Consider the following 21,619-nt stretch of genomic DNA (forward strand, 5'->3'; position numbering starts at 1 on the left):
TTTGCTTTACTTTTTAAAGATCATTCCGGAGCCCGGGATGTCACTGCTTTCATTCCAAGCGGGCACCCAAAAATGGGTTGTGGAACCTTCGTCATCTGCATCAAAATCATAATAGCCAATATCCAAACGTAAGGAGGTCCATGGACCTTCATGCATTTTGTTGAGATATTCAACAGGTATGGCCATTTCCATTTGCGCCCCTGTTTCAGTTTTCTTCAATGCAGACTTTACCTTAACGGGCAAGGTATCTTCTTGGTATATAGGGTTTTCTTCTTTGAAGGTTCTTAAAAAAGCCAGCCAATCTCGACCTCTTCCTGCTCCTGCACTAAAAGCACTGGTTCGTTGGGGTCGGGCATCAAGGCCAACAATAATGGCATCCTGTCCCCAATATGATCCTTCTTCATTGGTATGAAAATCGTTGTCCTTGACATCCACTGCCACGTAAAAATATGTATCGTCATAAGCTGTGGCAAACTTCATCTCAAAATCTTCTTTGCCATCAAAATCAAAAGGGGAGCCATCCATATGTTCTACTGTAATCCATTTGGAATTATTCCATTCCTTCAGTTTTCCATCCAACTTTACTTTGGATATTTCTTTCGTTTCATATTTAAAGAAGGGCAGAAAATTCAAGGTTGATGAGAATTCAACGTTTGGTTGATTTTCAAACAGATAAGTAATATCGGCTTCCACTTTCATGGATGAAAGGTCTTTTAAAGCTTTGCCATGTGCGTTTTCAATGGTCAAATCAAAAACGGTCACATCATTGGGTTCCACAATAAAATCGGTCTCTTTAAACTGATAAAATAATTCTTCGTTAGCGATACCTTTCAGTTGTACCCTCATTTTGGTATCCGAATTGTTGGTTGCCCTTACTTGTGTGGTGCTGGTTTTGGCGTTAGGGTCATTCTCATACACCGGTTCTATTTTTACTGGAAATGGACTGTTCCGAACCAAGTCAACAATTTCCTCGGTCACTACATCTTCGTCCCATATTCCATCCAGGAACAAATTGGCCAAAATGGGACCTTCCTCTGTCATAGTGACCCAAACCACATGGTCAAATTCGCCATATGCCTTCCCTCTGAGCTGACTTCCGCCACCCGTCGTTGCCAAGGCAATATATTTGCCATTGTTCCTTTGTGATTTCCAGTATCTGTGATAGTGTCCGGCAAAAACATTGTGCGGTCTGTCCTGAAGCAATTTTTCCACATCGTCCCATCGTTTGGTGTCGTCTTGGACCCAAAGCGGCTGGTGCAAAAAGGCCAATGTCCATTTCACGTCTTGGTTTTCTTCCAATACTTTTTTGATGTATTCGTACTGTTCATCATCAATGGTTCCTTTTCCAGCGCCTCGTAGGTTGTCTTCGGAATTCAAACAAAGGAAAAGCACATCTTTATAAACGAAATGATAATAGGATACGCCGAACATTTCTTCCCATTTTTCTTCCATGACCTCATTGGTGATGTCATGGTTTCCGGGAACATAGAAAAAGGGGGCCTCAAGTTGGGATATAAAGCCATTGAATTCCTTCCATTCTTGGTTCAACCGGACCGTGTCGCGGGTATAGCCTTCGATAAAATCCCCGACACTCATTACAAATTCGGGTTGTAACAAATTCAATTTTTTAATCCCTGTGGGAAAGACTCCGGGTCGGTGTCCGCCAGTTCGGTCGGTAACGATGGCGAATTGGAATTGTTCAGGGGAAGCGTTCCAATCGATATGGTTCCAAGGTTTTTGTTGGGTGGGTATGTCGATGTAGATGGTAGGTTTATCTTGGGCAAAGACCGTTGAAAGGGACAAAAAGGTAAGAAGGAGGAAATAAAAACGTGGCATGGTTGATTTTTTCCGAAAATTCTGGATTTTTCGTTAAATAAACGGCACGTTCAAATTAAGGTTGGGTTAATATTTCCAGGGGTAAGGCCAGTGGGGCTTAATTTCTTTCCTCGATATACATTTGTCGCACTTTCTTGAAGAGCTCAGAAGAGTATACAAAGTCGGTAACAGCCTTATTGTCCGTTTTAAAGATTTCTTTGTTGGAGCCTTGCCATTCTTTGAATCCATTTTTCAGGAAAATAATCTTTTCCCCTATTTCCATAACGGAGTTCATATCGTGGGTGTTGATTACTGTGGTAATGTCGTATTCTTGGGTGATCTCATGAATCAGATTGTCTATCAACATGGCCGTTTTGGGATCAAGTCCAGAGTTGGGTTCGTCACAAAACAAGTATTTTGGATTCATTACAATGGCCCTTGCAATGGCCACCCTTTTTTGCATACCCCCGGAAATCTCGGCGGGATATCTTTTGTGTGCGTCTACCAAGTTGACACGTTTCAAAACAAAGTCCACGCGGTCTTGCTTTTCGGATTGGGACTGGTTCGTGAACATATCCAAAGGGAACATGACGTTGCCCTCTACCGTCATGGAATCAAAAAGCGCACTTCCCTGGAATACCATGCCCATTTCTTGACGTAGGTTCCTTCTTTGTTTTACGGAAAGTTCGGAATAGCACTCGCCATTGTAGTATATGTTGCCTTCATCAGGCTCGAAAAGTCCTAACAGGCATTTTAGGAAAACTGTTTTTCCAGATCCACTTTGCCCAATGATCAGGTTGGTTTTTCCTTTTTCAAACTGCGTACTGATACCTTTGAGCACATGGTTGTCCCCAAACGATTTATGTATGTTTTCCACTTCTATCATCAGCCCAACAACAATTGCGTTAATATGTAGTTCAAAATAATAATCACGACACTCGTCCAAACAAACGAAGTTGTACTTGCTTTTCCAACCTCCAAAGCTCCTCCTGTCATATAATAACCGTGATATGAAGGAACCGTGGCAATCACAAAGGCAAAAACCACCGATTTAATGAGGGCGTAGGTTACGTGATAGGCATTAAAATCCATCTGAAGCCCTTGGATAAAATCACCACTAGGAGCAAAGCCGCCAAAGACGGCCGCTACCCAGCCTCCCAATATGCCTACAAACATGGAAATCGCGACAGCGAAGGGATACAACATTACGGATACAATTTTAGGGAACACCAAGTAATTCAGTGAGTTGATCCCCATGACTTCAAGGGCATCAATCTGTTCGGTAACCCTCATGGTGCCTATACTCGAAGTAATATACGATCCTACCTTTCCTGCCATAATGATGGAGGTAAAGGTCGGTGCAAACTCAAGAATAACCGATTGCCTTGCTGCAAAACCAATGAGACTTTTTGGTAATAGGGGATTTGTCAGGTTCAATGCGGTTTGAATGGTTACAACTCCCCCGATAAAAAAGGAGATGAATATGATAATGCCCATGGCTCCATAAATAAGCTCATCGATTTCCTTGAAAATCAAGGTTTTCATAATGCGCCACTTGGTAGGTTTTTTAAATACTTCCCAAACCATGATGAAGTATTTTCCAATCGCTTCTAGGTATTTCATGCGTTTTTTGGACTTGAGGTCATAAAAATAAGAATATTGTGCAGCATTTAACCTTCATTTAAATTTTTAAACAAGAGAATTCAATAGTTTTGCTCTTATTTGATTAAAACTTTAGCATGAAAACAACCAATCTTTTAGTATCCATTTTAGCATTGTGCATGATCGGTATCACGTATGGTCAACGCAGAAAAAAGAACGATGCAGCACCTCAACCGGCACCTATTGCCCAAACCCCGAAATTAGTCGTGGGTATTGTTGTGGATCAAATGCGATACGATTATTTGACCCGTTTTTGGAATCAGTATGGCGAAGGGGGCTTCAAAAGATTGGTCAATGAGGGTTTCAATTGCAAGAACAACCATTTTAACTACGCCCCAACAAGCACGGGACCTGGACATACTTCCGTTTATACGGGTACAACACCTTCCATGCACGGGATTATTGGGAACGATTGGTTCGATAAAGAATCAGGAGAGGATGTGTACTGCGCAGGGGATGATAGCTACACTTCTGTGGGAACAACTTCGGATGCTGGGCAAATGTCCCCCCACCGAATGTTAGTGACCACGATTACCGATCAGTTGCGCTTGCATACCCAAAAGAGAGGAAAGGTCATCGGTGTAGCATTAAAGGATAGAGGAGCTATTTTGCCTGCAGGTCACGCTGCCAATGCGGCATATTGGTTTGAAGGTGGAGAAACAGGAAATTGGATAACCAGTTCCTATTATATGGATGAATTGCCCCAATGGGTGGCGGATTTTAATGCCTCGGATAAGGTTGAAGCCTATAAAAAGCCTTGGAATACCCTAAAACCAATCGAAACCTATGCTGAAAGTGGTTTGGATGCCAATAATTATGAGGGGCTGCAAAAAGGGGAAACCACCAATACATTCCCGCATGACCTACCTGCCATCTGGGATCAAAATGGTCGTTTCGATTTGATACGAAGAAGTCCTTACGGAAATAGCATCACCGCGGATTTTGCACTGGCCGCTTTGGAAGCTGAGAAATTGGGTGCAGATACCATTACCGATTTCTTGGCCATTAGTTTTTCCAGTACCGATTACGTAGGGCATTTTTTTGGGGTAAACTCCAAAGAGGTTGAGGATACCTACCTTCGGTTAGACCAAGACTTGGCCCGTATTTTTTCTGCTTTGGATGAAAAAGTGGGTAAAGGGGAATACACAGTTTTCTTGACTGCGGATCACGCCGCGGTAAATGTGCCTTCATACTTGATGGATTCTAAAATCCCTGCCGGTTATTTGGATATGGGAGGTATGAAAACAAAGTTTGCTGAATTTCTTCAATATAAATATGGAACTACGGATGTGGTACGAGATCTTTCCAACTATCAATTGTTTTTGGACCACAAGATTTTGGCCAATCTGGATATTGATTTGGACGATGCCCAAGAGGATATTGCACGGGAATTATTGTCCTATGAAGGTATAAGTCAAGTCTACACCGCAGACCAAATGTGGCAAAATGAATATACCGAGGGTATTCCGTACATTTTGCAGAATGGCTATAATCAAAAGCGTTCGGGAGACATACTTTTGGTGCCAAGCACAGGTTATATATCGTACAGCAGAACAGGGTCTACCCATGGTTCCGCGCAGATTTATGACACCCATGTTCCGTTGTTGCTCTACGGAAAGGGAATCAAGCAGGGAAGCACGGTAAACCGAACTGAAATTCCTGATATCGCACCAACCATTGCAGCTTTGCTGGGCATTGCATTCCCAAATGGAGCAACAGGACAGCCGATTGGGGAAGTGTTGGAGTTTGATTAAGTCGTCATTTGGAGACAACCCACTTTTTAACGGTTCTCTTGCCAGTTACTAAATCACTGTATACTAAAAAGTAAATCCCGTTAGATAGACGTGCAATGTCAAAGGTGGACCGGTTTCGTTCACTCAAAACTTGACGTTGGTTGACATCAAAGATTTCAATTTTGAAATCATGACTGTGGGGTTTTACAATGTATAGGTTTTCGCTGGCTGGATTAGGGTATATAATGAATTCGTTTGTGTTCTTTTGCTCAGGCTCAGGCTCAGGCTCAGGCTCAGGCTCAGGCTCAGGCTCAGGCTCAGGCTCAGGCTCAGACTCAGATGACGATGTGACCTCAATGATGCCATCGCAATTTTCATCCACTTGATTATCTAATACCTCCTCCGCATCGGGATTGATGTCAGAGTTGGAGTCATCACAATCATCCGCATTGTCAAATCCGTTTTGATCTAGGTCATCGTCCTAAGTGCTTGGGGCGCAGTCATCATCGATACCTTTATAGGGAACCTCCTCCGCATTGGGTTTGATATCTGGGTCGAAGTCGTCACAATCCACATCTGACATGGTTCCATCTTCATCAAAGTCGATAATAACAACTCCGTAATGTAAACTCAAATATTGTCCTAGACTGGTTGCGCTTGCTTCGGCAAAAAGAATTCTGTCCATCTCATCAAATCTAACGTCATGATTGACCTCAATTTGAATGCCATCTATTTCTTATGCGTTTAACCTTGAACCATGTACCCAAGTATTGTACCCTCCATTAAAATAATCCTCATTTTCATCTGGAGCAGGGTCAGTAGGACTGGGCACCGTTGGATAGCCTTTTTCATGTAGTAAAGCCCCAAAACTTAGTTCGCCTATCAGAAGTTCTACATGTGCTAATGAATTCTGGTTATCATTTATCAATGTCTTTATACTAATTCTTCCGATGTAGGTGTTGGTGTTCAATGTGGCATCCGATAATCTAAGTTCGGCACCTGTAAAAGTGTAACCCAGTACCACGGGTTCCACCTCATGAACATGTCCATGGAGGCCCAAGAAAAGTCCTCTCCCAAAGTCTTGAACAATTATTGATGCTGCGGATTCGTAATTGATCCAGGCTGTTTCAATGGTAGGGTTTCCGTCAGCAGCTTCATCGATTGGGCGATTGGCATCAAACTTTGCCCGCTCTAAAAGGTTGATGATTACAAAAGGATAGTAGCCTCTTTGTTGATGATAGGCATCGGCTATGACTCTTCCCGTTTCTTGGGTATAGGTATCATTTTTAATAATTCAGCCATTGAAATTCCTGTCAGGTATGATATCTGGTGGCAAAAGACCGCCATGGGGAACTGAAATGATAACAGGGGAGTTGCCATGGATGTATTCCACATACCCGGTATCATCAAAATAGCTTTGCCCTGGAATTTGTGCTGTAGCGATATGTATACAAGACACAAAAGCCAAGGAAATGAGTAGCTTTTTCCAGAATTGTAGGTCAGGTTTCATAGGTTTAATCATTTTATGAACCCTATTTTGATGTTGAGGTTTAATCTAGGACAAAAAATTTTGGGTACGCTGCTACTTATAAAGTTGGCTAAAGGTTGGGTAATACAATGATGAAAATTGATGAATGCCCCATTTGAATTGACGGAATTTGCTTTGCTGCTTTGCGTGTAGCCCTATGGAGGAATGGATGTAGGTCCATTCTTTGTCGTTAATAGAAAATAACGTGTAAAATGTTTGATGGTCGAACAGTTGTTGTGTGTTTAAATTTTGGATTTGATTCCTTTCCAGCGATATTTTCGGATGAATTTGCCCTCTTTTTTGGAAACATATTTGGGTTGTTGTTGGAATAAAGCTTTCAGGAAACCCAACACGGCTTGAAAGTATAAGCGTGGACTTTTGGCTTGCCAAGCCATTTTGAGTACACCAATTTTAGTGAGTACAAGTCCGTAACCCATTTTGTACATCGCCACACCCTTGGATTGATAGTTTTTGGAGCTGTACCCATGTCCAGTTGGACGGAGATGTTTCACTTGGAGTTCGGGAATGGTCAAGATGTCAAAATCATGGTATTGGGCTAAAAGAGTGTCTACCGTGTCCCAGCCAACCCCGGGCCGTAAACCACCTATTTTGTTAAAGCAAGCTTTATGATACAGCTTAATTGGACCTCGAATGTGGTTTTTATCAGCAATGTTCTCATAAATCCATTCGCCCTCCTTTTTGATGAAGAGGAGTCCTGAGCACATTCCTAGTTTCCAATTGGCCTGAAATTGATTTACAATGAGTTCAAAATAAATGTTTGGGAGAATGATATCCGCATCAAACTTTCCTATGAGATCATATTCCGAAGTGTGTGCCAAACCAAAATTAAAAGTATCCACCACTTTTTTCCCGGGGATATGCTCATCTGCGGAGTTACGCTGAAAAACTTTTATCCAGTCGTACTTTTTCGAATAGCTGGATGCAATGTCGAAGGTATTATCAGAAGAATTGTCATCCACCACAATAAGCTCGTTGGGCAAATAGGTTTGGGCCACAAAAGAATCCAAGCAATCCTTTAAAAAAGGAGCCTCATTGTGAGCTGGGATAACGATACTGATGCGCATTGGCTAAAATTCCAAAAATCTGGGCACTTATCCCAAATTAGTTTTGTGTTTAGGAGTTAGTATTTGATTCGCAGAAATTCCAGTCTTTGATTTTAAAAACTTGACACTTGAGTTTGAACTTGAACCTGGGTTTGATGTCAGATACTCGATGTCAGAAATAGCTGAATAGCTCATTAATCCAATAACATAGTCGGATGCACTTGAATTTGAACTTGTCAGAAGTCAGATGCCCGAGGTCTTGATTCTTAGCTCTTGCTTCTCTTCTCTATTTTTTTGTACTTGATACTTGAACTTATACTTCATTTAACTTTTACCCCACCGCCTTTCTATGGCACGCGTTCAGCATAAACGATATAATAGCGATTGGTAAAATATCGGAGAATGGGGCGTATTCCAATTTTTTTTGTGGGGTTGGTCCATTTAGCGGAATCTTTGATGGTCCAGCCTGCCTTTTCCAAAAGCCAATCAAACTGCCAATCCTCGAACTCGTGATAATGGCGGTCCCATGGGTCGGTTTTGCTTTGGTAAGCTGGGGAAAACCACAATCGCATGGGGATGCTTGCTACCAATTTATTCGCTTTTACCTCCTTTAGTACGTTCAATGGAGCGACTAAATGCTCAAAAATCTCAAATGCGGTCACCACATCGGCATCCGACTGGGTAACACTTTGAAAATCCAAGTCCAAATCTTCTCCTGTGGTATTGGTTACGTTATAACCATTGGACTTCATGATGTCGGAAAAGGGATTTTCAACCCCAAGGTCCAAGATGGATTCCGAAGGGTCAATATGTTTTTTCAAGAACGCTAAGGTATGTTTATAGCGCTTATTGGGAAAGTTGTTTTCGTACATGGGCTAAAATTCCAAAAAACAAACCACAAATCCCAAATAAGTTTTTATGTTGTTGGGTTGTTCAGTTATTGGAGTATTGATTTTTGGATCTCTGCCTATGTTTTTCTTCTCACTTTTGACACGAATTGCACCAATTGCTCGAAACTCTTGTTGAATGCCGTTTTGATTTGTCATGTCGGGCTCTTCAACCACGCCCAGGATAAACTTAAGTCGAAACGTGGGAAGTTAGTTGGTAGTATCGGTGTACAGTACTCAATGACCCAATAACGTTGAATTCTTAACTCATGACTTCAGTCTTGGCTTTTGTTTCTCTTCTCTTTGTTTTTGCACTTTAACCTAATACTTAACCTTGTTTTTTCAAGCATTTCAACATCTGTAAACAATCGCATTAACGTTCATTCCCGCACCAACACTGGCAAATATAACCACATCTCCTTTTTTTACTTCATGATTGGGTAGTTTTCCTTTTAGGACCATGTCATAAAGGGTGGGCACGGTGGCGACGGAACTATTCCCCAAATCCTGTATGCTCATCGGCATGATATTTTCAGGTACAGGTTTACCGTAAATCTTATAAAACCTTTTGATAATGGCCTCGTCCATTTTTTCGTTGGCCTGATGGATGAATATCTTTTTAACGTTCTCTATGGCAACACCGCTGTCATCAAGGCAGCTCGCCATGGCTTTGGGGACATTGATACAGGCGAACTCGTAGATTTTTCGCCCTTGCATTTTTATGTATCGGGTATCCTTGGGTTCCGAAGGACAGTTTGATTTATCAAAATACAGATAGTACGCTTCCTCATTAGCGTAGGTTACCGAAGCATGGGATAAGATTTCACCATTGGGTGCGTCGGCTTCTAGTATGGCTGCTCCCGCACCATCGGAAAAAATCATGCTGTCCCGATCATGGGGGTCTACAACTCTGGAGAGTGTTTCTCCTCCGATGACCAAACATTTTTTGGCCATACCACTTTTGATGAAAGCGGTAGCTTGGATCATACCTTCAATCCAACCTGGACAACCAAAAATAAGATCGTAGGCCACACATTTTGGATTTTTGATGCGCAATAAATGCTTGACACGTGTGGCGAGACTGGGCAAAGTATCCCCTTGGATTTTCCCAGGGGTAAGATCGCCAAAATTATGGGCAAATATGATGTAGTCGAGTTCCTCCTTATCCACTTTGGCACTTGCAATCGCTTCTTCAGCAGCTAAAAATCCAATGTCCGATGTTTTAAGATCGGGTTTGGCGTACCTTCGATTGGCAATGCCCGTTATGGCCTCGAATTTTTCAATGATCACATTGTTCTGTTGTTCAAAGGACGACCCATCGGTTTCCATAAACTCATGATTTAAAAAATCTTCGTTTTTGGTAATTATGGAAGGGATGTGACTTCCTGTGCCTGTTATACCGATTTTCATGTTGCGCAGAGGTTATTAATCAATACAAGTTAAGATATTGAACCGTTGATATTATGCATGCATAATAAATTATACAATGTCCAAAAGGTAACCTATATAATGCAGGATACGAAAAAAGCCTTGATCTTATTATAGAATCAAGGCTTTTTATCAATGTTTATAATGGTTTTTAGGCCTCTACGTAATCTTCAATTGGAGCGCAGGAGCACATTAAATTACGATCCCCAAACGCTTCGTCTGTTCTTCGGATACTTGGCCAAAATTTGTTTTCTGCAACATACGGTAATGGGAAAGCTGCTTTTTCCCTGCTATAGGGATGCTCCCATGAGTCGCTGGTGAGCATCGCCAAGGTGTGTGGTGCATTTTTCAGCACATTGTCCGTTTCATCCGCTGAAGCTTCGTCAATTTCCTCTCGAATGGACAATAATGCATCGCAAAAACGATCAAGTTCCGCTCGGCTCTCGCTTTCCGTGGGCTCTATCATCAAGGTTCCAGCAACAGGGAAGGATACCGTAGGTGCGTGGAATCCGTAGTCGATAAGGCGCTTCGCAATATCGGTAACTTCTATGCCATTTGCTTTGAAAGGTCTACAGTCAACGATCATTTCGTGGGCTGCACGTCCTCGCTCACCCGCGTAGAGTACATCAAACTTACCTTTTAAGCGGTCTTTGATGTAATTCGCGTTCAGAATGGCACCTTTGGTCGCATTGGTAAGCCCTTCAGCTCCCAGCATTTTAATATATCCATAGGAAATCAAACATACCAAAGAGCTTCCCCAAGGTGCGGATGAAATAGCGGTAATCGCATTTTCTCCTCCGGTTGGAATTACTGGGTTGGTGGGCAGAAATGGCTTTAATTGCTCTGCAACACAAATAGGTCCTACGCCCGGGCCTCCGCCTCCGTGTGGGATGGCAAAGGTCTTGTGCAGGTTCAAGTGGCAAACATCGGCCCCAATGGTCGCGGGATTGGTCAATCCTACCTGGGCATTCATATTGGCACCGTCCATGTAGACTTGCCCGCCATTATCGTGAATCAATTTTGTGATTTGCTTGATGGATGATTCAAAAACACCGTGCGTGGAAGGGTAAGTGACCATCAATGCAGCAAGATTATCGGCATGCTTTTCTGCCTTTTCTTGCAGGTCATCCAAATCAATATTTCCTTTTTCGTCGGTTTTGGTCACAACGACTTTCATGCCTGCCATCACTGCCGAGGCTGGATTGGTACCGTGTGCCGAAGCTGGAATCAAACAAATGTCCCGGTGTTCTTCGCCTCTGGATTCATGGTAGGCTCGGATGACCATCAAACCGGCATATTCTCCTTGAGCACCTGAGTTAGGCTGAAGGGAAGTGGCGGAAAATCCGGTTATCACGTTCAATTGTTCTTCCAATGCTTTTAAGACCTCTTGATAGCCTTCGGCTTGGTTCAATGGTACAAATGGATGGATGTTGCCCCATTCGCCCCAGCTCAATGGCAACATTTCGGAAGCTGCGTTCAGCTTCATGGTACAACTTCCCAAAGAGATCATCGATTGGTTCAATGCCAAATCCTTGCGCTCCAATTTTTTGATGTAACGCATCAGTTCGGTCTCGGAATGATAGGAATTGAACACGGGGTGTTCCATAAATGGAGATTGTCGCTGGAGTGAAGTCGGAATCACTGGATCCAAATCCATTCCTTCGATGGATTTTTCATCCAGATCATGTGACTCCACAAAGCAAGAAACCAACGTGTTCAAATCTGCTTCGGAAACAGCTTCGTTCAATGAAATGGATACGGTGGTATCATCAATATAGAACAGATTGATGCTTTTACTTTCAGCTACTTTTTTAAGTTGCTTCCTATTTTTAACCTTAACCTGAACGGTGTCGAAGTAAGCACTGTTCAATTGTTCAAATCCGTGAGCTTCCAATGCTTTAGCCAACTTTTTGGTGTTGTTGTGCACTTTATTGGCGATATACTTCAAACCTTCAGGGCCATGGTAAACGGCGTACATTCCAGCCATGACCGCCAAGAGCACTTGGGCGGTACATATATTGGAAGTTGCTTTGGCTCTTTTTATGTGTTGCTCCCTAGTTTGAAGCGCCATACGTAAAGCAGGGTTGCCATCGGTATCTTTAGTGATTCCGATAATACGACCTGGAATATTTCTTTTGTATGCTTCTTTTGTAGCAAAATATGCGGCGTGTGGTCCACCATAACCTAAGGGAATCCCAAAACGTTGTGTGGTTCCCACCACGGCATCCACGCCCCATTCTCCAGGAGGGGTAAGCATAACCAAGCTTAAAATATCAGCGGCAACTGCCACTTTTATATCGTTTTCCTTGGCTTTTTCCACAAAGGATTCGTAGTCATTGACTTGACCGTACTTCCCAGGGTATTGCAACAGTGCACCATAAAATTCACTGGAGAAGCCAAAATCTTCGTGATTCCCCACAACCAATTCTATACCTAAAGGTATAGCACGTGTTTTTAGCAAGCTCAAGGTTTGGGGAAGTATTTCTTCTGATGCGAAGAACTTTACAACATTATCCTTTTTTTGCTCTCGGCTGCGCAGCTCAAATAACATGCTCATGGCCTCGGCTGCAGCGGTACTTTCATCCAAAAGTGACGCATTGGCGATTTCCATCCCGGTAAGGTCACTTAGCATCGTTTGGAAATTCAAAAGGGCCTCTAATCTACCTTGGGCAATCTCTGCTTGGTAGGGGGTGTAGGCGGTATACCATCCCGGGTTTTCCAAAATGTTCCTTTTGATGACCGATGGTGTTAGGGATTCATGGTATCCCAATCCGATGTAGGTTTTGAAAACCTTATTTTTCTTGGCCAGTTCGTTCAGGTGGCTCAGGAACTCATGTTCGCTGATGCCTTCGGGAAGGTCCAATGGTTTTTTCAATTTGATGTCATCGGGAATGGTCTCATAAATGAGTTGTTCGATGTTTTCCACCCCAATGGTTTGGAGCATATGGGGCAAGTCTCTCTCTGTGATGCCAATGTGTCTGGCAGCAAAAACCTCTGTGTTCATGTTCAATCCAATAAAGTGCACAAAATTAGGGATTAATTCAATGAAAATGGTCAATTTTGAAGGTCTCTGAACCAAAGTTGTTAACCACAAGTTAACCTTTGGTTGAAGCGATTGGATTTTACCCTATGCGAACCCTGAAAGCTATTTTTGATTTTTATTTGGATGCCAGTATTCACGTGGCCGTTGCGGTTATTTCCATGGCTGGTGTCACGTTTCATTTGTTGGGGAGTTCGTCTGATATCGACTTGTTGGGTTTTATCTTTTTTAGTGTGATTGTTTGCTACAATTTCATCAAATATGGGGTAGAGGCCTATAAATACCTGATTGTATCCAATGCCTATCACAAAATCATTCAAATATTCAGCTTTGTTTCCTTTGCTTTTGCTATTTATTTTTTGCTGCGGTTGGATGAAGAAATCTGGGTGGCAACCCTTGTTTTAGGTGTGTTGTCCGCTTTATATGCTGTTCCATTGTTGCCTCGGGCCAAAAACCTAAGGAACTTGGCAGGGCTCAAAATTTATATAGTGGCTTTTGTTTGGGCTGGTTTTTCGGTTTTGTTGCCCGTGCTGGATGCAAAAATGACCTTGGATTGGGATTTTGCCGTAACCTTTATCCAGCGCATGTTGTTGGTTTTGATACTGATTCTTCCTTTTGAAATAAGGGATATGGAGTGGGATGATAAAAGTTTAAGGACTTTGCCACAGGTATTGGGAGCCAAAAATACCAAGCGATTGGGTATAGGTTTGGCCCTTGTTTTTTTTCTGTTGACCTTTTTGAAGGATGAATTGAATCAACTGGAAACGCTACTGAGAGCTATATTGTGTATGGCCCTAATTTTCGTTTTGCTTTCCAATAAAAAGCTGCAATCTAAATATTTCGTGATGTTTTGGGTGGAGGCAATCCCTATTTTTTGGTTTTGTCTATTCTGGATTGCAGAAAACTACATTTAGCGTTTTTCTTCGAGATCGCGTTTCATTTTTTTCTTGTCCTCTTCAGATAGCATGGTCAATCCAGCTCTGTCGCACAATGAGGTAAGTTCACTATTCTTCTTGGAATACCCTTGACATACTTTACAATACGTCAAATGGATGCGAAGCTTTAGTATTTCCCACCAACTTGCTTCCTTGTATTGGGATTTATCGCAAATGCCCGATGCCTCTTTACATGAAATCTTCATACTAAAACCAATTTTCATTTAAACAACCCATGAGTGCCGTTCTTGCCCTATGGATCATTACCCACAGGTTGGACGGATTTATGTCCAGTTCATTACAAACATCCTCAGTGCTCATTCCCTGAATGGTTTTCAACTTAAAAACCAAAGCTTGTTTTTGCGGTAACTTTGTGATGCAATCCTGTATGGCGGAACCCAATTCTTCGTTTTCAAGGACGTTGTCGCCATCTTTGCTGTACGGGTCGGCCACTTGTTGTTCCATCCAATCTCCTTCAGCATCGGAATCCAAGCTGTAGTTCATCCGAACCTCTGCTTTTCCCTTTTTGGAGTTTATTTTCCGGTAATGATCGATTACCTTTCTCTTGAGTATGGATACCAGCCAAGTACGCTCGGCGGCATCTCCTTTAAAATTTTTGGCTGAGTTGAGACCTGCGAAAAAGGTTTCCTGCACCAAATCTTTTGCAATTTCAGCATCGCTCACACGAGAAACTGCGTAGTTGAACAGGTAATCAGCGTATAGGTCTACCCAATTGTCTGGTTGAAGTTTGTGTTTGGCCATTATTCCTTTCGAATTACCAAATGTAATGGTTTTTTGAACATCTAAACCCATAGTTGAAAATGGATTGGACGCTCAAAAGATGCTAACCTAACACCGTGGCAATGGTTTAACATGGATTTTTGAATTTTTAAGTCAAAAAGAGTCTCTAACAACACCAATAATTCTGTTGCTGTTCTAAGGTCTTTTTGCTGCCCCAAAGGGTTCTCCTATTACATTTTTGTCAGGATTTCCTTGATATCTTTAGAGTTTAAGGGCTTTACGAGATAGTCCGATATTTCATCGATTCTCTTCGCCTTTTTCATGTCCTTGGGGTCCATGGAAGAGGAAACCATGTATACTTTGATGTTTTTGTTCAATTTGGGAAGGATCTCATTGAATTCTTCCATAAATTGAAAACCATCCATTACGGGCATGTTGATATCCAAAAATATAATATCTGGAAGTTCATCCTCTTCATTTTGATGGGCTAAAATATGCTCCAAGGCCTCGGCACCATTACAAAATGTAATTATGGAACCTACCTGAGGAATACTTTTAAGGGTTACTCCAATGGTAAATTGATAGATATCATCATCATCAACAACAAAGACATTGATTGGTTTCATAATTATCTTTGATTATAAGTTTATAAAAAATGAAGTTCCCTTGCCTTCTTCACTAGTGGCCCAAATTTTACCTCCCATGGCATCCACTTGAGCTTTGGTCAAAAATAAACCAACGCCTTTGGCATCTTTGTTCCTATGGAAAACTTTACTGAACCCAAACAGTTTGTGGCCATTCTTTTTTAAGTCGATTCCCAACCCATTGTCCCGAAACTCCAGTTGTACAATGCCTTCATTGATTGTGGACTGCACAAAAATTTCCGGGTCCCTGTTTTCCGCCTTGTACTTTAGGGAATTGCTTATCAAATTAAGAAAAATACTTTCTAAATAGACTTTGTTGTACATGGCACTTGGTGCTTCAGAAAAATCATAAGCTATGGTTGCATTGGTTTTTGAGATTTCTGCTGCTAGCATTTCTTCGGTCTTTTTCAAAATTTCCTCAAAATAGCTTTTTTCCAGAGAATGCTGTGAATTTTTTTTGATGAGCAAAGATTCCACCAACGTGTCCAAAGTCCAAGTAAGGTGGTTGGTTACCGATTCCATCTTGTCAATGATCATTTCTTTTGTTCCGGCATCACTTTCCGTTTTGTAGATGTCGAGAAGTGCCTTGAGATTACTGACAGGAGACCTAAGATTATGTGAGGTGATTTGATTGAACTCCTCCAGTTGACGGTTTTGGGCCTTGAGTCGTGTTGCGGATTCTTTTAGGCTTTTATTGGTTTCCATTATCCTGTGGGCCGCCTGTTTTTGAATCGTCATGTCCCTAAGTGCAATGGAAACAAGAAGGCCTTCGGAAGTTTTAAGGGGGCTTAGCGTTACTTGAACGGGTATTTGGAAACCAGATTTGTTATGTACAAAAAAGTCGAGGTCCGAAGGAAGCCCTGTGTGTTTTGGAGCTTTGAAAAAAGCATTGGCATAATACTCCATGGTATCCCAAAGCCGATTGGGAACAAGCTTGGTCACGTGTTGGTCGATTAATTCCGCTGATTTGTATCCAAACATTTTTTCCGCTTGCTTGTTGATTAATTGAATGATACCGTTTTGGTCAACGATAACCATGGTGTCCGGAGCGGAATCCAATAATCCCCTGAATTTGATCTCAGACATGCGATGCTCTGTAATGTCCTGTGTGGTCCCGATTATTTTTACCACCTCACCCTTTTTGTTGGTAATGAGTTCGCCCATCAACTCAACGGTATGGATGCTGTCGTCTTTGTATATGATGCGGTGCATGAATTTCCGAAATCTTTTTTCCGCAATGATTTCTTCGGCATTTTCACGGAACATTTGTCGATCATCGGGATGAATTGCCGAAATGACGCGTTCGAAATTAATCGGTGTGCCAACCTCCATATCAAAAATCCGATATAGGTTATCGGACCACATGATTTCATCCTTTAGGATGTCCCACTCCCAATATCCAATTTGGGATAACTGTTCTGCAAGGCTTAATTGCTGAATTTTTTTGGTGAGCTCAATTTTGGTCAGCTTTCTTTCTGTAATGTCTTGAAGAAACCCAACTATCTTAACACAACTTCCATTTACCATTTGTGGGTATCCCACATTACGGACGTACCGGACATTGCCTTTAGCTGTTAGAACCTCGAGATCTAGATCATAGGTATCCCCATTTTCCAATGCATTTTGCATTGCATCTTTGGCCAGATCCTTATAATATCCTTCGTTGAAAAAAGGGCTGATGCTTTCCATTGTCGGGACAAAGTCGTCGGCCACTTGGACAATTTGTTTGGTAACATCGCTCCAATAGATTTTATTGGATGGAACATCAAGTTCATAAAGGCCGATTTTGGCAAGCTTGATGGTTTCCTTAAACAAACTCACGGACTTGAAGTCCTGATTGTCCCAATTTTTCATGTGCTTTCGGATGGGTTATACAAAAAAGAGGGGTTCTGGATCATTTATGAGCACGGTAAAGGTTGATTTGAATTCAAAAAGATAGTGAAAATCAGTATGTTTTTTCAGCCAATGTTAAATTTTATTTTCACAAAAGTATTTCAAATCAGCCCTGCACGTTTCAATAAGGCATCAATATTCGGTTCGGCTCCCCTGAATTTTTTATATAGGTCCATTGGGTTTTCCGTACCTCCTTTGGAAAGTACATTTTCCTTGAATTTGTCTGCAACCATTTTACTGAAAATCCCATTTTCCTTGAAATAGGCAAAGGCATCCGCATCCAATACTTCGGCCCATTTGTAACTGTAGTAGCCGGATGCATATCCACCCTGAAAAATGTGGGCGAAAGAGGTGCTCATACAAGTTTCCGGTGTTTCTGGGAACAGATTGGTGCTTTCAAAAGCTTCTGTTTCGTAAGCTTTTACATCTTTGATGGCCGATGGGTCTTTCCCGTGCCAGGCCATGTCCAATAATCCAAAGCTAAGTTGTCGAACCGTGGCCATGCCCTCTTGAAAAGTGGCGGATTCCTTTATTCTTTCCACTAATTCCATGGGAATCAACTCCCCTGTTTCGTAATGATGTGCAAAAAGTTCCAAGGCCTCTTTCTCATAACACCAGTTTTCCATCACTTGGCTGGGCAGTTCAACAAAATCCCAATATACCGAAGTTCCTGATAGGCTAGGATAGGTGGTGTTGGCCAGCATCCCATGCAAAGCATGCCCGAATTCATGAAAAAGTGTGGTCACTTCGTTGAAAGTGAGCAAAGATGGTTTTGAGCTCGTTGGTCTGGTAAAATTGCACACATTGGAAATATGTGGCCTGCTGTTTTTATCGCCCAACGTATATTGTGGTTTGTAGGAGGTCATCCAAGCACCGCCACGTTTTCCGGGTCTCGGGTGGAAGTCGGCATAAAAGAGTGATATGAAGTTGTCATTTTCATAAACTTCAAAGGTTTTGACTTCTTCGTTGTATTTGTCAATGTTGTCCACTTCTTTAAATGTGAGTCCAAAGAGTTTTTCCGCAACTTGGAACACCCCGTTTATCACATTTTCCAGTTTAAAATAGGGCTTCAGTTTTTCATCATCCAAATTGAACAGCTTTTGCTTCAACTTTTCAGAATAATAGGCACTGTCCCATTTTTCCAAACGGTCAATGTTGTCCAGTTCCTTGGCATAGGCTTCCAGCTCGGCAAATTCACGTTCGGCAGCTGGTTTGGCTTTCTCTAAAAGTTCGTTCAGGAAGTCAAGTACTTTTTCAGGGGTCTCTGCCATACGCTCTTCCAGAACAAAATCGGCATGGGTTTTATATCCCAAAAGATTGGCTCTTTCGTGACGTAGGTTCACAATCCGTTTTACGTTTTCTTGGTTGTCCAGTTCATCATTGTGAAACCCTTTGCTGCCAAAAGCCAAGGAAAGTTCTTTGCGCAATTCCCTGTTCTGGGCATATTTCATAAAAGGGATGTAGCTCGGGTAGTCCAAAGTGATCAACCAGCCTTCCTTGCCTTTGGATTCCGCCAGTTGGGCAGCTGCTTCTTTAGTGCCTTCCGGAAGACCTTCCACATCTTTTTCATCTGTGAGCAGCATTTCGTACTTATTGGTCTCGGCCAACACATTTTCTCCAAATGTGAGCTTCAACTTGGATAGCTCGGCATCAATTTCCCGGAGACGTTTTTTGTTCTCTTCCTTTAAGTTGGCCCCGTTTCTACTGAAGTTTTTATATTTCTTTTCGAGAAGGGTTTGCTGTTCTTTTGTGAGGTCTAACGAATCGCGTTGCTCATAAACTGTTTTAACGCGGGCAAAGAGCCCTTCGTTTAACGTGATGTCATTGCTGAACTCCGATAATAGCGGCGAAACTTCCTGGGCTATTTTTTGGATTTCCTCATTGGTCTCTGCCGAATTCAGATTGAAAAAGACACTGGATATACGGTCCAATTGTTGTCCGGAAAAATCCAAGGCCTCCAAGGTATTTTCAAAGGTGGGCGGTGCTGGATTGTTCACAATATCATCGATTTCCTTTTTGGTATCCTCGATGGCCTGAAGAAAAGCAGGCTTAAAATGTTCGTTCTTTATTTTTGAAAATGGAACTTGATTAAAGGGCTCCGATAATGGGTTGTTCATAGTTGTTGCTTCTGTTCTTTGTTTTTTAAACGTATCACGGCCCAATCACTCAATAAATAAGCAAAACCTATAATGGATGAAATCGCGGCCATTGTCAATGGGGCATATGCCCGAACAGTCGAACCGTAGGTTTTTTTGTTCATGGCGGCAATGGCCTCTTCCGAATATTCATTGAGGTCCACAAAACCGTTTCCGTTTAAATCATATTTACTGGCATAATCCGAAATGAATTGCCATTGTATTTCAATATAAATTAGAAGGGCGGCATAAAGGGTAAAAACTAAAAGGCCACTCTTCCAGAGTCCTTTTACATAGGGGTTGCCTACTTTTTTCAGCGTGAACCCTAAAAAGGCAATGCCACAAATGCCTAACAAAATGCCGATTTGATTATAGTTCATAATCAAAAAATGATTTTTTAAAAGGATTTCTTGACCTCTTCAGCGCCTTTGATTACTTTTTCCTTGAGGCCTTCTTTATAAGAAATAATATTGTCCATAATTTCTTTGTTGGAACTTCCAATGATCTGTGCTGCAAGAATTCCTGCATTTTTGGCCCCGTTCAGAGCTACTGTGGCCACAGGAACCCCTCCGGGCATTTGCAAAATGGAAAGTACCGAGTCCCAACCATCAATGGAATTGCTGCTTTTTACGGGAACGCCAATTACAGGCAACGGAGATAGGGATGCCACCATCCCTGGTAAATGTGCTGCTCCTCCCGCTCCTGCGATAATGGCGGAATAACCATTGGTGTGCGCACTCTTGCTAAAGCTGAACAATTTTTCGGGTGTTCTATGGGCGGACACAATGTCCACATCCACATCCACTCCCAATTCCTTTAATATATCGATGGCGTCTTGCATAACGGGAAGATCACTGGTGCTTCCCATAATCACGGCTACTTTGCTCATATCTTATTTGCTTATCACTTTAATGGTTTCTTTTACCTGCTGGGCCACCTCTCTGGCCCTGGCCATATTTTCGTCCACAATGGTCACATGGCCCATTTTACGAAACGGACGGGTCTGTTTTTTGCCATAAATGTGCGGAGTGACCCCATCCATCTCCAATATTTTCCCGATGTTTTCATACACCACATCGCCCGTATGCCCTTCGGCACCTACCAAGTTAACCATAATTCCAGCTACTTTGCTGTCCGTTTTTCCAAGCGGCAAGCCTAAAATGGCTCGGATATGTTGCTCAAATTGGTTGGTGTATGCTGCTTCAATGCTATAATGTCCGCTATTGTGTGGCCTTGGCGCGGATTCATTGACCAAAATTTGGTCGTCCTTGGTCTGAAACATTTCCACGGCCAATAATCCAACGTGTTTCATGTGTTCGGAAACCTTTAAGGCCACTTCTTGGGCCTTTTTGGCTACGGCATCATCAATTCGTGCGGGACAGATAACATATTCCACCTGATTGGCCTCAGGATGAAACTCCATTTCCACCACGGGGTATGTTTTTACCTCGCCCTTGTCGTTCCTTGCTACCACAACGGCCAGTTCATTTTTAAAATCGATCATTTTTTCGGCAATGCACTCCACATTGGGTAAGTCTTTAAGGTCATCCATTTTACGGACGACTTTTACGCCTTGACCATCATACCCGAACTGGGCACTTTTCCAAACAAATGGTAAGGAAAGACCACCATTGTTTATGCTGTCCTCAATTTCCGAGGTGTAGGCAAATCGCGTAAACGGAGCTGTGGGAATACCGTGGTCGGTATAGAACAATTTTTGAACGGCTTTGTTCTGAATGGTCCTCAAGGTTTTGGTCGGAGGATATACCGTTATTCCTTCGTGTTCCAGTTTTTCGAGGGCATCCACGTTTACGTTTTCAATCTCGATGGTAAGTACATCCACATCTTTTCCAAAAGCATAAACGGTGTCAAAATCCATCAAACTGCCTTGCACAAACTCGTCGCAGGCTATTTTGCATGGGGCTTCGGCCGAAGCATCCATCACTTTGGTCTGTATGTCCCATTTTCGGGTTTCGTAGAGCATCATTTTGCCCAGTTGTCCACCACCTAAAATTCCCAGTTTAAAGTCGGAAGAGAAAAATTGCATTTGATTTGTAAATTGAATGTCAGCAAAAATACATGAAATCCACGAGGGTATAAAAGATGTAACGGCT

At 42.2% G+C, this 21,619-nt stretch carries 21 protein-coding genes and 1 pseudogene; 2 read left to right on the forward strand and 20 right to left on the reverse strand.

Going from position 1 to position 21,619, the window contains the following annotated elements; genetic code table 11:
* Positions 1-6 precede the first annotated feature (6 nt).
* The 3 genes from EO132_RS15035 to EO132_RS15045 form a co-directional block, all read right to left on the reverse strand.
* Positions 7-1,836: a sugar-binding protein gene (locus EO132_RS15035; RefSeq protein WP_127138644.1), complete on the reverse strand. Its 1,830-nt coding sequence runs from the start codon at positions 1,834-1,836 to the stop codon at positions 7-9.
* Between the two features lie 97 nt (positions 1,837-1,933).
* Entirely contained in the window at positions 1,934-2,701 is a 768-nt protein-coding gene (locus EO132_RS15040) for an ABC transporter ATP-binding protein (RefSeq protein WP_127138645.1), read from the reverse strand.
* Positions 2,701-3,438, reverse strand: a complete 738-nt coding sequence (locus EO132_RS15045; protein WP_127138646.1) for an MlaE family ABC transporter permease — start codon at positions 3,436-3,438, stop codon at positions 2,701-2,703. The genes EO132_RS15040 and EO132_RS15045 overlap by 1 nt, the downstream gene beginning before the upstream one ends.
* A 116-nt stretch (positions 3,439-3,554) precedes the next feature.
* On the opposite strand from EO132_RS15045, the gene pafA reads away from it, so the two are divergent.
* Positions 3,555-5,231: an alkaline phosphatase PafA gene (gene pafA / locus EO132_RS15050; RefSeq protein ID WP_127138647.1), complete on the forward strand. Its 1,677-nt coding sequence runs from the start codon at positions 3,555-3,557 to the stop codon at positions 5,229-5,231.
* Between the two features lie 4 nt (positions 5,232-5,235).
* Here the strand turns inward: pafA and EO132_RS19785 are convergent, their stop codons facing one another.
* The 9 genes and pseudogenes from EO132_RS19785 to gcvP form a co-directional block, all read right to left on the reverse strand.
* On the reverse strand, positions 5,236-5,592 hold the full coding sequence (locus EO132_RS19785) for a T9SS type A sorting domain-containing protein (RefSeq protein WP_205780374.1): 357 nt from the start codon (positions 5,590-5,592) through the stop codon (positions 5,236-5,238).
* Positions 5,578-5,640: pseudogene (locus tag EO132_RS19790) on the reverse strand (hypothetical protein); the annotation flags it as partial. The pseudogene EO132_RS19790 and the gene EO132_RS19785, both read right to left, overlap by 15 nt.
* Before the next feature lie 51 nt (positions 5,641-5,691).
* Entirely contained in the window at positions 5,692-5,895 is a 204-nt protein-coding gene (locus EO132_RS15060) for a MopE-related protein (RefSeq protein ID WP_127138648.1), read from the reverse strand.
* Between the two features lie 51 nt (positions 5,896-5,946).
* Positions 5,947-6,270 carry a hypothetical protein gene (locus EO132_RS15065; RefSeq protein ID WP_127138649.1) on the reverse strand — a complete coding sequence of 108 codons (324 nt, stop codon included), beginning with the start codon at positions 6,268-6,270 and terminating at the stop codon, positions 5,947-5,949.
* A 234-nt stretch (positions 6,271-6,504) separates the two neighbouring features.
* On the reverse strand, positions 6,505-6,720 hold the full coding sequence (locus EO132_RS15070) for a hypothetical protein (protein WP_127138650.1): 216 nt from the start codon (positions 6,718-6,720) through the stop codon (positions 6,505-6,507).
* A gap of 260 nt (positions 6,721-6,980) precedes the next feature.
* On the reverse strand, positions 6,981-7,823 hold the full coding sequence (locus tag EO132_RS15075) for a glycosyltransferase family 2 protein (protein ID WP_127138651.1): 843 nt from the start codon (positions 7,821-7,823) through the stop codon (positions 6,981-6,983).
* 326 nt (positions 7,824-8,149) lie between these two features.
* The gene (locus EO132_RS15080; protein WP_127138652.1) at positions 8,150-8,674 is read right to left on the reverse strand and encodes a class I SAM-dependent methyltransferase; all 525 of its coding nucleotides are present in this window, start codon (positions 8,672-8,674) and stop codon (positions 8,150-8,152) included.
* A 366-nt stretch (positions 8,675-9,040) separates the two neighbouring features.
* Positions 9,041-10,099, reverse strand: coding sequence for a 3-oxoacyl-ACP synthase III family protein (locus tag EO132_RS15085; protein ID WP_127138653.1), 1,059 nt, complete (start codon positions 10,097-10,099; stop codon positions 9,041-9,043).
* Positions 10,100-10,268: 169 nt separating this feature from the next.
* The gene (gcvP, locus tag EO132_RS15090; RefSeq protein ID WP_127138654.1) at positions 10,269-13,121 is read right to left on the reverse strand and encodes an aminomethyl-transferring glycine dehydrogenase; all 2,853 of its coding nucleotides are present in this window, start codon (positions 13,119-13,121) and stop codon (positions 10,269-10,271) included.
* Positions 13,122-13,246: 125 nt separating this feature from the next.
* On the opposite strand from gcvP, the gene EO132_RS15095 reads away from it, so the two are divergent.
* Positions 13,247-14,071, forward strand: coding sequence for a UbiA prenyltransferase family protein (locus EO132_RS15095; RefSeq protein ID WP_127138655.1), 825 nt, complete (start codon positions 13,247-13,249; stop codon positions 14,069-14,071).
* On the opposite strand, the gene EO132_RS15100 is transcribed toward EO132_RS15095, so the two are convergent.
* From EO132_RS15100 to EO132_RS15135, 8 genes are all read right to left on the reverse strand, one after another.
* Entirely contained in the window at positions 14,068-14,298 is a 231-nt protein-coding gene (locus EO132_RS15100; RefSeq protein ID WP_127138656.1) for a hypothetical protein, read from the reverse strand. The genes EO132_RS15095 and EO132_RS15100 overlap by 4 nt on opposite strands.
* Position 14,299: 1 nt before the next feature.
* Positions 14,300-14,854, reverse strand: coding sequence for a sigma-70 family RNA polymerase sigma factor (locus EO132_RS15105; protein ID WP_127138657.1), 555 nt, complete (start codon positions 14,852-14,854; stop codon positions 14,300-14,302).
* Between the two features lie 209 nt (positions 14,855-15,063).
* Entirely contained in the window at positions 15,064-15,459 is a 396-nt protein-coding gene (locus EO132_RS15110; RefSeq protein WP_127138658.1) for a response regulator, read from the reverse strand.
* 12 nt (positions 15,460-15,471) lie between these two features.
* Positions 15,472-17,331, reverse strand: coding sequence for a PAS domain-containing sensor histidine kinase (locus EO132_RS15115; protein ID WP_127138659.1), 1,860 nt, complete (start codon positions 17,329-17,331; stop codon positions 15,472-15,474).
* 140 nt (positions 17,332-17,471) lie between these two features.
* Positions 17,472-19,487 carry a M3 family metallopeptidase gene (locus tag EO132_RS15120; protein ID WP_127138660.1) on the reverse strand — a complete coding sequence of 672 codons (2,016 nt, stop codon included), beginning with the start codon at positions 19,485-19,487 and terminating at the stop codon, positions 17,472-17,474.
* Positions 19,484-19,885, reverse strand: coding sequence for a hypothetical protein (locus tag EO132_RS15125; RefSeq protein ID WP_127138661.1), 402 nt, complete (start codon positions 19,883-19,885; stop codon positions 19,484-19,486). Before EO132_RS15125 ends, EO132_RS15120 begins: the two co-directional genes overlap by 4 nt.
* Positions 19,886-19,902: 17 nt before the next feature.
* Positions 19,903-20,394 (reverse strand): 5-(carboxyamino)imidazole ribonucleotide mutase, encoded by a 492-nt coding sequence (gene purE / locus EO132_RS15130; protein ID WP_127138662.1) that lies wholly within the window; start codon positions 20,392-20,394, stop codon positions 19,903-19,905.
* Between the two features lie 3 nt (positions 20,395-20,397).
* Positions 20,398-21,552 (reverse strand): 5-(carboxyamino)imidazole ribonucleotide synthase, encoded by a 1,155-nt coding sequence (locus EO132_RS15135; protein WP_127138663.1) that lies wholly within the window; start codon positions 21,550-21,552, stop codon positions 20,398-20,400.
* Positions 21,553-21,619: the final 67 nt, after the last annotated feature.

Source organism: Flagellimonas oceanensis, assembly GCF_003992595.1.
In the GTDB taxonomy this organism is placed as follows: Bacteria; Bacteroidota; Bacteroidia; order Flavobacteriales; family Flavobacteriaceae; genus Flagellimonas; species Flagellimonas oceanensis.

Bases quoted from the DNA above. Each gene is read 5' to 3' on its own strand.
- EO132_RS15040 (WP_127138645.1), bottom strand. From the start codon at position 2,701: ATGATAGAAGTGGAAAACATACATAAATCGTTTGGGGACAACCATGTG.
- EO132_RS15105 (WP_127138657.1), bottom strand. From the start codon at position 14,854: ATGGCCAAACACAAACTTCAACCAGACAATTGGGTAGACCTATACGCT.
- EO132_RS15115 (WP_127138659.1), bottom strand. From the start codon at position 17,331: ATGAAAAATTGGGACAATCAGGACTTCAAGTCCGTGAGTTTGTTTAAG.
- EO132_RS15110 (WP_127138658.1), bottom strand. From the start codon at position 15,459: ATGAAACCAATCAATGTCTTTGTTGTTGATGATGATGATATCTATCAA.
- EO132_RS15035 (WP_127138644.1), bottom strand. From the start codon at position 1,836: ATGCCACGTTTTTATTTCCTCCTTCTTACCTTTTTGTCCCTTTCAACG.
- EO132_RS15100 (WP_127138656.1), bottom strand. From the start codon at position 14,298: ATGAAGATTTCATGTAAAGAGGCATCGGGCATTTGCGATAAATCCCAA.
- EO132_RS15075 (WP_127138651.1), bottom strand. From the start codon at position 7,823: ATGCGCATCAGTATCGTTATCCCAGCTCACAATGAGGCTCCTTTTTTA.
- EO132_RS15085 (WP_127138653.1), bottom strand. From the start codon at position 10,099: ATGAAAATCGGTATAACAGGCACAGGAAGTCACATCCCTTCCATAATT.
- gcvP (WP_127138654.1), bottom strand. From the start codon at position 13,121: ATGAACACAGAGGTTTTTGCTGCCAGACACATTGGCATCACAGAGAGA.
- pafA (WP_127138647.1), top strand. From the start codon at position 3,555: ATGAAAACAACCAATCTTTTAGTATCCATTTTAGCATTGTGCATGATC.
- EO132_RS15080 (WP_127138652.1), bottom strand. From the start codon at position 8,674: ATGTACGAAAACAACTTTCCCAATAAGCGCTATAAACATACCTTAGCG.
- purE (WP_127138662.1), bottom strand. From the start codon at position 20,394: ATGAGCAAAGTAGCCGTGATTATGGGAAGCACCAGTGATCTTCCCGTT.
- EO132_RS15045 (WP_127138646.1), bottom strand. From the start codon at position 3,438: ATGAAATACCTAGAAGCGATTGGAAAATACTTCATCATGGTTTGGGAA.
- EO132_RS15095 (WP_127138655.1), top strand. From the start codon at position 13,247: ATGCGAACCCTGAAAGCTATTTTTGATTTTTATTTGGATGCCAGTATT.
- EO132_RS15125 (WP_127138661.1), bottom strand. From the start codon at position 19,885: ATGAACTATAATCAAATCGGCATTTTGTTAGGCATTTGTGGCATTGCC.
- EO132_RS15070 (WP_127138650.1), bottom strand. From the start codon at position 6,720: ATGAAACCTGACCTACAATTCTGGAAAAAGCTACTCATTTCCTTGGCT.
- EO132_RS15135 (WP_127138663.1), bottom strand. From the start codon at position 21,552: ATGCAATTTTTCTCTTCCGACTTTAAACTGGGAATTTTAGGTGGTGGA.
- EO132_RS15120 (WP_127138660.1), bottom strand. From the start codon at position 19,487: ATGAACAACCCATTATCGGAGCCCTTTAATCAAGTTCCATTTTCAAAA.
- EO132_RS15060 (WP_127138648.1), bottom strand. From the start codon at position 5,895: ATGGACAGAATTCTTTTTGCCGAAGCAAGCGCAACCAGTCTAGGACAA.